At 39.6% G+C, this 10,857-nt stretch carries 9 protein-coding genes; 7 read left to right on the top strand and 2 right to left on the bottom strand.

What is annotated here, in order from left to right:
• Nucleotides 1–89 precede the first annotated feature (89 nt).
• Complete coding sequence (gene ansA, locus V6255_RS16120; protein WP_341629070.1) at nucleotides 90–1,109, top strand: asparaginase; 1,020 nt, start codon at nucleotides 90–92, stop codon at nucleotides 1,107–1,109.
• A 123-nt stretch (nucleotides 1,110–1,232) separates the two neighbouring features.
• Here ansA and V6255_RS16115 read toward each other — a convergent pair whose 3' ends face one another.
• Entirely contained in the window at nucleotides 1,233–2,126 is an 894-nt protein-coding gene (locus tag V6255_RS16115) for a LysR family transcriptional regulator (RefSeq protein WP_341629069.1), read from the bottom strand.
• A gap of 102 nt (nucleotides 2,127–2,228) precedes the next feature.
• Here V6255_RS16115 and V6255_RS16110 point away from each other — a divergent pair, with 102 nt between their 5' ends.
• The 4 genes from V6255_RS16110 (at nucleotide 2,229) to V6255_RS16095 (ending at nucleotide 6,863) form a co-directional block, all read left to right on the top strand.
• Entirely contained in the window at nucleotides 2,229–2,927 is a 699-nt protein-coding gene (locus V6255_RS16110) for a CoA transferase subunit A (RefSeq protein WP_025564674.1), read from the top strand.
• Between the two features lie 129 nt (nucleotides 2,928–3,056).
• A complete protein-coding gene (locus tag V6255_RS16105; protein WP_341629068.1) occupies nucleotides 3,057–3,713 on the top strand; it encodes a 3-oxoacid CoA-transferase subunit B in 657 nt (218 codons plus the stop codon).
• Between the two features lie 85 nt (nucleotides 3,714–3,798).
• The gene (locus V6255_RS16100; RefSeq protein WP_341629067.1) at nucleotides 3,799–4,974 is read left to right on the top strand and encodes an acetyl-CoA C-acetyltransferase; all 1,176 of its coding nucleotides are present in this window, start codon (nucleotides 3,799–3,801) and stop codon (nucleotides 4,972–4,974) included.
• A gap of 431 nt (nucleotides 4,975–5,405) precedes the next feature.
• Nucleotides 5,406–6,863, top strand: a complete 1,458-nt coding sequence (locus tag V6255_RS16095; protein WP_341629066.1) for a short-chain fatty acid transporter — start codon at nucleotides 5,406–5,408, stop codon at nucleotides 6,861–6,863.
• 300 nt (nucleotides 6,864–7,163) lie between these two features.
• Here the strand turns inward: V6255_RS16095 and V6255_RS16090 are convergent, their stop codons facing one another.
• Entirely contained in the window at nucleotides 7,164–8,108 is a 945-nt protein-coding gene (locus tag V6255_RS16090) for a LysR family transcriptional regulator (RefSeq protein ID WP_341629065.1), read from the bottom strand.
• Nucleotides 8,109–8,315: 207 nt separating this feature from the next.
• On the opposite strand from V6255_RS16090, the gene V6255_RS16085 reads away from it, so the two are divergent.
• Nucleotides 8,316–9,524 carry a glycine C-acetyltransferase gene (locus V6255_RS16085; protein WP_341629064.1) on the top strand — a complete coding sequence of 403 codons (1,209 nt, stop codon included), beginning with the start codon at nucleotides 8,316–8,318 and terminating at the stop codon, nucleotides 9,522–9,524.
• A complete protein-coding gene (gene tdh / locus V6255_RS16080; protein WP_341629063.1) occupies nucleotides 9,514–10,548 on the top strand; it encodes an L-threonine 3-dehydrogenase in 1,035 nt (344 codons plus the stop codon). Before V6255_RS16085 ends, tdh begins: the two co-directional genes overlap by 11 nt.
• The last annotated feature ends 309 nt before the right edge of the window (nucleotides 10,549–10,857 follow it).

Here is a 10,857-nt window from a genome sequence, read left to right as displayed (position 1 = left end):
CAACTATAAACAACAACTATAAACAACAACTATAAACAACAACTATAAACAACAATTATTAACAACACTGAAATAGAAATGAGAATGTAATGGCTGAGAAAAAACGTATTTATATCGCTTATACTGGTGGCACAATTGGCATGAAACCCTCTAAAAATGGGTTTATTCCCGTTGCTGGTTATTTGTCTGAAACGATTAAAAATATGCCTGAGTTTTATCATCAGGATATGCCTGAATTTGAAATGCATGAATATGAGCCGCTTATCGATTCAGCCGATATTTCACCTCAAGCTTGGCAAGTTTTAGCAACTGATATTCAACAGAAGTATCAAGAGTTTGACGGGTTTATCATATTACATGGCACAGATACGATGTCTTATACGGCATCGGCATTATCATTTATTTTTGAAAGTTTAAGTAAGCCTGTAATTATTACTGGTTCACAAATACCACTTTCACAGTTACGTTCAGATGCACGCGCTAACCTATTAAATTCTTTGTACATCGCTGCCCATCATCCTATCAATGAAGTGTGTATTTTCTTTAATAACCAGTTGTTTAGAGGGAATCGTACGACTAAGCAACATGCTGATGGGTTTAGTGCCTTTGTTTCGCCTAATTACCCTGTGTTATTAGAAGCGGGAATAGAAATTAAAAATGTTGCCGGTAAAAAACAGAAAATCATTAATACGCGTTTAACCATTGGCTCGATTGAGAAACAATCGATTGCTATTTTACACCTATTCCCAGGGTTAGACTGGCAAGTGTTGGACAACTTATTAAAAAGCCCACTACAAGCGTTAGTACTATTAACTTATGGCGTTGGTAATGCTCAGCAAGATCCGCAATTATTAAGTACTTTAAAAGATGCAAGTGATCGCGGTATTCTCATTGTTAACTGTAGCCAATGTTTAAAAGGCAGTGTGAATATGGAAGGTTATGCAACTGGCCATGCATTAAGCGAAGTAGGGGTAATTAGTGGCTTAGATATGACCACAGAGTCAGTGATTGCTAAGCTACATTATTTACTTAGCCAAGGCTTAAGTTATAAAGTGGTAAAAGAATTATTAACGACGGATTTACGTGGTGAGTTAACAATTACTGTTTAGTTGCTACCTTTAGTAGGAGGTCCTTACTCGTTACTATTGCATTACTTTTTATTGAAGGTCAACAGCTGAAAATACTTCAAATGAGTTAGGGTGATCGTTGCTCTAACTGCTTTCTATTTTCTATTAAATCGTATTGTTTCTAAAGGCTTCAATTAAGGTATCTATCATTTCCTGTGCCGCAATCGAAAGTGGTATTTTAGCTTTTGTGATAATGCCCACATGACGAGAAATTATTGGCTGTGAAATCGGTAAACAAATGGCGCCTTGCTCACGCATTTGCGCCTCACATAATGCAGGGACAACAGCGACTCCTAACCCCTGAGAGACCATTTTACCTACGGTTGCTAATTGGTGAGCATCAAAAGCAACATGTAATTCCATTCCTTCTTTCGCTAACGCCATTTCTATTAAATTACGTACACTGGAAGGTTTTTGTAAGGTGATAAACTCACATTCAAGTATCTGTTTCCATGTGAGTTCTTTCTCATTTTTGAGCGAACAATTCTGATGAGTTACCGCAATAAAGCGATCATTAAACAAGGCTTGAAAGTTTAAATCTTGTGTATTTTCTGGCTCAAAAGAAATGCCCATTTCAATATTTCCAGAACGTACCATTTCCACAACTGTATCCGTTAATACATCGTGAATTTCGATGCTGATATTGGGGTTTTTTTGTCGATAATTCATCAACACTTTTGGTAATAAAGAGGCTGCAAAAGAGGGCATTGCCGCCAGTGCTATTTTCCCTCTATCTAATGTAAATCTCTGTTTTAGCTCATTTTCTACCGAATCCCATGAGGCAACTAAGGTCTTAGCCATGGACAATAGTTGTTGCCCTTCAGCCGTCAATAAAGTGCTTCTTGTTGTACGAGTAAATAGACGCCCACCTAAAGAGTCTTCTAAGCTCTTAATCGACAAACTTACTGCTGGTTGTGACATGTGTACAAGGTGGCCTGCTTCGGCAAAACTTTGGGTCTGTGCGACGGCTAAAAATATACGAAGTTGTTTTACATTCATAATAAAACCAAATTAATAGATAAAAATAATAAATTTATTTAATGAATGAGTATGGGGCACACTGATAAAAATTAAAATGACATTGTATTTAAAGGTGGATCTATGGCTGGTTTTGACAAAGTAGTGACAACATATGAAGACGCTATGAGTGGTTTACAAGATGGTATGACCGTACTCGCTGGTGGCTTTGGTTTATGTGGTATTCCTGAAAATCTGATTGCTGAAATTAAACGTCTACAAACAAAAAATCTAACTATTGTATCGAACAATTGTGGTGTCGATGGTTTTGGTTTAGGGATTTTGTTGGAAGACAAACAAGTAAGCAAGATGGTGTCATCTTATGTAGGTGAAAATGCCTTGTTTGAAAAGCAACTATTAAACGGTGAGTTAGATGTCGAGCTAACACCACAAGGAACTTTAGCTGAAAAAATGCGTGCCGGTGGCGCAGGTATTCCCGCATTTTATACGGCAACCGGTGTTGGTACGCCAGTCGCAGAAGGTAAAGATACGCGTTTCTTCAACGGACGTGAATATTTGTTAGAAGAATCAATCACCGGTGACTTTGCGATAGTGAAAGGGTGGAAAGCAGACCGTTACGGTAATGTAATTTATCGTCATACGGCACAAAACTTTAATCCATTAGCTGCCACCGCAGGAAAAATAACTGTGGTTGAAGTGGAGGAGTTAGTTGAAGTAGGCGAACTTGACCCTGCTCATATCCATACTCCTGGTATTTATGTTGATCGCGTGATTGTTGGTACGTTTGAAAAGCGTATTGAAAACCGTACAACAAGCGAATAATGCTTTTGTAGTTAGATATAAACTGAGTTCAAGACATATTTAGTTCAATACATATCTAGTGCAAGACATATTTAGTTCAATACTTAATTCAATACATGCTTAGTTCAATGCATATTTATAGGTGATTTTATGGCACTTTCTCGAGATCAAATGGCCATTCGCGTGGCACGTGAGTTACAAGATGGTTACTACGTTAATTTAGGAATCGGTATTCCAACATTAGTGGCTAACTTTATACCGGACGGTATGGACGTGATGTTGCAATCTGAAAATGGTTTATTAGGGATGGGGACGTTTCCTAGTGAAGCTAATGTTGATGCAGACATGATCAATGCAGGTAAACAAACCGTAACAGCAGTCTCTGGCAGTTCTATTTTTTCATCAGCAGAGTCTTTTGCCATGATCCGTGGTGGCCATGTTGATTTAACCGTATTAGGTGCTTTTGAAGTGGATGTGAGTGGCAACATCGCCTCATGGATGATTCCCAATAAGTTAATAAAAGGCATGGGTGGCGCAATGGATTTAGTGGCGGGTGCCGACAACATTATTGTCACCATGACCCACGCTTCTAAAGGCGGTGACTCTAAATTATTAGAGGTTTGTTCATTACCCTTAACAGGTAAAGGCTGCATTAAAAAAGTCTTAACCGATTTAGCTTGGTTAGAAATTGAAAATGGGGCTTTTGTTTTAAAAGAACGAGCACCGGGTGTGTCGATAGAAGAAATTCAAGCTAAAACTCAGGGACGTTTAATTGTGCCTGACCATGTCCCTGAGATGGTGTTTTAAGTTATCAGTTATTTTCAGTAAAGCAGTTATTTTTAGCGAAGCTGTTATGTCTAGTAAAAGAGTTATTTTGAGTAAAGAGGTCATTATGGAAATTGTTATTGTTGCTGCGGGTCGTTCACCTATTGGGGCTTTTAACGGTGCCTTATCGTCATTAAGCGCAGTGGAATTAGGCCGTCAAGTGTTAGCGTCGATGCTATTAAAACAACCTATTTTAAAACAACATATCGATGAAGTTATCTTAGGGCAAGTGCTAACCGCGGGCTGTGGTCAAAATCCTGCTCGTCAAACGGCGGTGCATGCTGGACTCGTTCATTCAGTTTCTGCCATGACCATTAATAAAGTCTGTGGTTCAGGCCTAAAAGCAGTCCAGCTCGCCGCACAATCAATCGTCAATGGTGATGCTGAAATGGTGGTTGCTGGTGGACAAGAAAGTATGAGTCAAGCTGCACACGTTTTACCACAAAGTCGACATGGCAAAAAAATGGGTAACTGGTCGTTAGTCGACACCATGGTAAGTGACGGTTTATGGGATGCATTTAACGATTATCATATGGGACAAACGGCTGAAAATATTGCTGAACGCTGGCAGTTTACACGCAGTGAACAAGATACCTTTGCAGCGCAGTCACAACAAAAAGCGGCACAAGCACAAGCCGCAGGGCAATTCGTCGAAGAGATTGTCCCTATTAGTATTCCTCAATGTAAAGGTGAGGCGATTATTGTTGATCAAGACGAGCAAATTCGTCCTAACAGTAGCGTAGAGGGTTTAGCTAAATTACGTCCTGCTTTTGCAAAAGGTGGCACAGTGACGGCGGGTAACTCATCAACGCTTAACGACGGTGCGGCGATGGTGATCGTCACCTCTAAACAAAAAGCACTGGCATTAGGGTTACCAATATTAGCAACCATTACAGCATCAGCAAGTGCGGGTGTAGCGCCGGAAATTATGGGTGTTGGCCCAATCGAAGCGACTAAAAAAGCGCTGATTAAAGCGGCATGGACAATTGATGACTTAGAGGTTGTAGAAGCGAATGAAGCCTTTGCCGTACAAGCGATGACGGTCAATAAAGAGCTTAAGCTAGATACCAACAAAGTGAATGTTAACGGTGGAGCAATTGCATTGGGTCACCCCATTGGTGCATCAGGTTGTCGTATTTTAGTGACTCTAATACATGAAATGAAGCGCAGGGAATTGAATAAAGGATTAGCCACGCTTTGTATCGGTGGCGGAATGGGCGTCGCGATGTTGTTGTCTCGCTAAATACATCGATTCAGCTTATTCGCGTTATTGAGCATGTCTTAACGCGAATAAGTTATTGCTGAAGAGTGTCGTCAGAAAGCTATTTTTAAGAAAGCTGTTTTTAAGAAAAGGTCGCTTTTAAAGCCAGTATTAGAAAGTCATTGTTAGAAGATCATTCTCAGTAATAAAAGTTTCAGTAATAAAAGTATGAAAGCACTGAAAAGTAATAAAACTCTTAGTTCAAGATCAGTTTTTAATTCAATTGTCGGTCGTTATTTTAACTGCCACGACATTCTTAGTAATTAGTTATTAATAGTTATTAATCAGCAATCAGCATAAGCAGTAATACAAATAAAATGTCGAATTCTATCAACGCAACTAATGGCGTTTTATTAGCGATCCTCGTTAATAGATCGTCAATACGCTAACAACGATATAATAAGGAAATTGTAATGAATACCAACGTAGCACAACTCAGTCTATTACAAAGATTAAGCAAGTTTTTTGTGACGCTACTTCAGCGTTATCTCCCTGATCCCTTTATTTTTGCGATTGTATTAACCTTAGTGGTGTTTGTATTAGTGATGCCAAGTACAGGGCAAAGTCCAATACAAGTTGTTGATGCTTGGGCTGGTGGTTTTTGGAAGCTATTAACCTTCTCAATGCAAATGGCAATGGTGGTAGTGACTGGGCATGCGATGGCGAGTGCTCCTGCGTTTAAAAGTAAATTAGCGGTATTGGCTAGTATTGCTAAAACACCGAACCAAGCCATTTTATTAGTGACCTTTATTAGTGCGATCGCTTGTTGGATCAACTGGGGGTTTGGTTTGGTTGTGGGGGCTATTTTTGCGCGTGAAATTGCTTCTCGTGTAAGAGGCGTCGATTACCGTTTGTTAATTGCTTCTGCGTACAGTGGTTTTTTATTTTGGCATGCAGGCTTATCAGGCTCAATTCCTCTCGCGTTAGCAAGTGGCACTAACCTGGGTGCAGTGACTAATGGAGCGGTGACGTCACCAATTCCAACGTCTGAAACGATTTTCTCGACCATGAATCTGACTATTCTTGCGGTGATGTTAATTACGATTCCAATTTTGAATCGCTTAATGCATCCTGTTGGAAAGGATATTATCACCATTGATGCACAGTTATTAAAAGAGCAAGCTGCACAGCAAGTTAATGGGCAGGGTAAAGAGTCAAAAGGTAAAAACTTTCAAGGTAAAGAGTTACAAGCTGAAGCGTTAAACGATCAAGAATCGGCATCTCAAGAAAAAATGACACCTGCGGAACGTCTTGAAAACAGTCGTATTTTATCACTGTTATTAGGTGCGATGGGGTTCACTTATATTATCTATTATTTTATTAATAATGGTTTCGCACTTAATCTTAATATCGTTAACTTCACCTTCTTATTTTCTGCCATCTTGCTACACGGTACGCCTAAAAGCTTATTAAGTTCCGTTTCTCAAGGCGCTAAAAACTGTTCAGGCATCTTATTACAATTCCCATTCTACGCCGGTATCATGGGGATGATGACAGCAACAGGTGATTCTGGATCTTCACTGGCGGGTATTATTTCTGCGGGATTCGTATCTATTTCAAATGAGACTACTTTCCCTGTCTTTACGTTCTTAAGTGCAGGTATTGTTAACTTCTTTGTACCGTCTGGTGGTGGTCAATGGGCAGTTCAAGCACCTATTATGATGCCAGCGGGTGCTGCATTAGGCGTTGATGCTGCAAAAACGGCAATGGCGATAGCTTGGGGTGATGCATGGACTAATATGATCCAACCATTTTGGGCTTTACCTGCGTTAGCCATTGCAGGTTTAGGGGCTAAAGATGTCATGGGATATTGTATTATGGCGTTATTTGGTTCGGGCGTGATTATTTCACTTGGCTTGTTAGTGTTTTAATTAACTCATTAAGCCATTTATTCATTAAATCACTAACCTATGTCTGCGGCGTTAAATTAGTTTATAAGCTTTAGTTTTAGCTTTTAACGTTGTAGGCATGATCAATCAGTAACAACCAGTCACTAACAACCAATCACTAATAAACAATCACCAATAATCAATTTCCAATAAACTATCACCAATAATCAATATTAAAAGTTGAGCATTAAACAAGCTATGATCTGCTTTTTATTGTTCTGTTATTTTGTCTTTTATTGTTCTGTTATTTTGTCTTTTATTGTTCTGTTATTTTGTCTTTTATTATTCGGTATTAACAGCACCTTCATTGAAAGTACCTTGCATTAAGTGTGCTGTTACAAACTCGGTGAATACTTTTAAGCGAGAGGGCATGTATTTATTCTGCGCATATTGCATTGCTATCACACCTGCGTAATTACCTTTAATTTCCCAATCAGAAAGTACGTCAACCACTTCATTGTTTTGTAGTGCATTTTTAATGACAAAGTCAGGGAATATACCAATTCCAAAACCATCTTTAACACCATTTAAACGCATCTGAGAATGATTGACTGCATAGCGTCCAGAAACAGCTATCACGTGTCTTTCATCTTTTTTCATAAACTCCCAGATATGGTCGATAGCCGTTTCACCTAAATACAAACAATCATGCTCTGATAACTGTTGTGGGTGAGTCGGGCAGCCTCTGTTTTTTATATATTCAGGGCTTGCACAGAGTTTTAAATGAACCTTACCAATCTCTTTCATTATCAACCCTTCAGAGGGTTTATCGGTTAAGCGAAATACCACATCAATACCCTGCGCTATCATATCGATATCACCGTCTGATGCTCTTAGCTTTAATTGAATTTTAGGATATTTAGTCAAAAAAGGAGTGACTAGCGGTTGCAATACAATGGTTAAAAAAGCTTTGGGTGCGGCAACCGTTAACGTTCCTGAGGGCACGGTATGCTCTAAACTGGATATATCAATGGCCTGCTGAGCGGCTTCAACGATGATCGTTGATTGCTGATATATTTTTTTACCCGCATCGGTAATCAATAAGCGACGTGTGGTTCGTTCAAACAGCTTTACTGACAATGCATTTTCTAAGCGTGTGATCAATTTACTTAAAGCCGAAGGTGTAACCCCTAGCTTTTTGGCTGCCGTTGTAAAGCTTCCTTCATTCACCACAACTATAAAAGTGGCTAAATCGGGTAATAAAGTAATTAGTTTATTTGTGACCATGATTCACCAATGGTTTTTCATTTTATGGGCTAATAGTAGTAATCGGTTTCAATTAGAATCAATTTATTCGGTTTTATTATACTTTTAATCAACAACATTTATATGTCGCATTCTTTATAAAAGAGCGCTTTATAGGATGATCATTTATAAAAAGATTCCTTATAAAAAGAAATGACAGTTAAACGATAACCACTTAAAGAAGGAAATATGATGTCTTCTACATTTTATGCACAAATCAAAACACAAATAGAAACAGTAAAGAGCGAAGGGTTATATAAATCAGAACGTATTATTACTTCTGCGCAAAAAGCCGCTGTGTCAATCTCTACAGGGCAGGAAGTATTAAACTTTTGTGCCAATAACTATTTAGGTTTAGCCAATCATGAAACGCTGATCCAAGCGGCAAAAGATGGCATGGATGAACACGGTTTTGGGATGGCATCAGTACGTTTCATTTGTGGTACACAAGATTCACATAAAATCTTAGAGCAAAAGCTATCTACTTTTTTAGGCAAAGAAGACACCATTCTTTACACCTCATGTTTTGATGCCAATACCGGCTTATTTGAAACTATTTTAGGTAAAGAAGATGCGATTATTTCAGATGCATTAAACCATGCTTCCATCATTGACGGTGTTCGTTTATGTAAAGCAATGCGTTTTCGTTACGCGAATAATGACATGGCAGAATTAGAACAACAATTGATTGCCGCTAAAGAAGCGGGGGCTCGTCATACCCTTATTGTCACTGATGGTGTGTTCTCAATGGATGGCGTGGTGGCAAACCTACCGGCTATTTGTGATTTAGCTGAACAATATGATGCATTAGTGATGGTTGACGACTCTCATGCCGTTGGGTTCATGGGCGAAAATGGCGCAGGTACCCATGAATACCATGACGTCATTGACCGCATTGATATTATTACCGGTACCTTAGGTAAAGCGATGGGCGGTGCTTCTGGTGGTTATACTTCTGGTAAAAAAGAAGTTATCGATTGGTTACGCCAACGCTCTCGCCCGTACCTGTTTTCTAATTCTGTTGCGCCTGCGATTGTTTCAGCGTCTATTCGAGTGCTGGATTTACTTGCTGAATCTGGGCATTTACGTACCAAACTATGGGAAAACTCAGCACACTTTCGTACGCGTATGGAAGCTGCTGGTTTTACCATGGGAGGGGCAGACCATGCGATTATTCCTATTATGTTAGGCGATGCAAAAGTGGCTGCTGAGTTTGCAGAACGCGCATTAGCATTGGGTATTTACGTGGTCGCTTTTTCTTTCCCTGTTGTGCCTAAAGGGAAAGCTCGTATCCGTACACAAATGTCTGCAGCACATTCACGTGAACAACTCGATACCGCGATTGATGCGTTCATTAAAGTTGGGCTAGAGATGGAGTTAATTGGTCATGAAAATTAAAGCGTTAGCTAAATTAAAGCCTGAACAAGGGCTGTGGATGACTGAAGTTGAAAAGCCTGAAGTGGGGCATAATGACTTGCTTATCCGCATTAAAAAGACAGCGATTTGTGGTACTGACATCCATATTTATAATTGGGATGAATGGGCGCAACAAACTATTCCCGTACCTTTAGTGGTTGGTCACGAATATGTGGGGGAAGTGGTTGGCATGGGGCAAGAGGTTCGCGGTTTTAAACTCGGCGATCGTGTTTCTGGAGAAGGGCACATTACCTGCGGACATTGCCGTAACTGTCGCTGTGGTCGTACGCACCTTTGTCGTAATACAAGTGGTGTAGGCGTTAATAGAACAGGGGCATTTTCTGAATTTTTAGTCTTACCTGCGTTTAATGCGTTTAAGATCCCTGCTGAAATATCAGATGATCTTGCGTCTATTTTTGACCCTTTTGGTAACGCCGTTCATACCGCTTTATCATTTGATTTGGTGGGAGAAGATGTGTTGATCACAGGGGCTGGACCGATAGGTATAATGGCGGCGGCGGTTGCAAAACATGTTGGGGCACGTCATGTGGTGATCACTGACGTTAATGAATACCGGCTAGATCTCGCTAAAAAAGTGGGTGTTACGCGTGCCGTTAATATCAACAATGAAAAACTAGAAGAGGTGATAACTGAACTAGGTATGTCAGAAGGGTTTGATGTGGGCTTGGAAATGTCCGGTAATCCCTCTGCGTTTAATAGTTTATTAAAAAATATGAACCATGGTGGCAAGGTCGCTTTGTTAGGTATTCCACCTTCAGATATGGCAATCGATTGGAATCAGGTTATCTTTAAAGGCTTAGTGATTAAAGGTATTTATGGCCGTGAGATGTTTGAAACTTGGTACAAAATGGCTAGTCTTATTCAATCGGGCTTAGATTTAACGCCTATTATTACACATCACTTTAGCGTTGATGATTTTCAAAAAGGTTTCGATATGATGCGTTCTGGCAAGTCAGGAAAAGTGATTTTAGACTGGGAAAAATAGTGGCTTTGTTGTTTGTTAATACTGCTATTGGCTGAGTAATGCTACTTAATACTGCTACTGGCTGAGTAATACTGGTCGATGTGGCTATTTGAAAATGCTGCTGGTTAATATTACTGCTGGTCGATGTGGCTGCTTGAAACTGCTGCTGCTTAATAACACAGCTCGCTTATAGTTAGGCAGAAGTACTAAAAGGTTTTTATCAGTCGAACGCACTAAAAACTAGTTAAACATTGATACCATTCCGAAAAATAAATCGGAATGGTATCAGCTTAATATAGAGATATCGTGATAGTGCGATGGTCGTTATAT

This window comes from Psychromonas arctica (assembly GCF_038155225.1).
GTDB lineage: Bacteria > Pseudomonadota > Gammaproteobacteria > Enterobacterales > Psychromonadaceae > Psychromonas > Psychromonas arctica_B.
This window is presented reverse-complemented; position numbering and strand designations above follow the sequence as displayed.

Coding starts and splice junctions, on each gene's coding strand:
- ansA (WP_341629070.1), top strand. CDS start 90: ATGGCTGAGAAAAAACGTATTTATATCGCTTATACTGGTGGCACAATT.
- V6255_RS16115 (WP_341629069.1), bottom strand. CDS start 2,126: ATGAATGTAAAACAACTTCGTATATTTTTAGCCGTCGCACAGACCCAA.
- V6255_RS16110 (WP_025564674.1), top strand. CDS start 2,229: ATGGCTGGTTTTGACAAAGTAGTGACAACATATGAAGACGCTATGAGT.
- V6255_RS16105 (WP_341629068.1), top strand. CDS start 3,057: ATGGCACTTTCTCGAGATCAAATGGCCATTCGCGTGGCACGTGAGTTA.
- V6255_RS16100 (WP_341629067.1), top strand. CDS start 3,799: ATGGAAATTGTTATTGTTGCTGCGGGTCGTTCACCTATTGGGGCTTTT.
- V6255_RS16095 (WP_341629066.1), top strand. CDS start 5,406: ATGAATACCAACGTAGCACAACTCAGTCTATTACAAAGATTAAGCAAG.
- V6255_RS16090 (WP_341629065.1), bottom strand. CDS start 8,108: ATGGTCACAAATAAACTAATTACTTTATTACCCGATTTAGCCACTTTT.
- V6255_RS16085 (WP_341629064.1), top strand. CDS start 8,316: ATGATGTCTTCTACATTTTATGCACAAATCAAAACACAAATAGAAACA.
- tdh (WP_341629063.1), top strand. CDS start 9,514: ATGAAAATTAAAGCGTTAGCTAAATTAAAGCCTGAACAAGGGCTGTGG.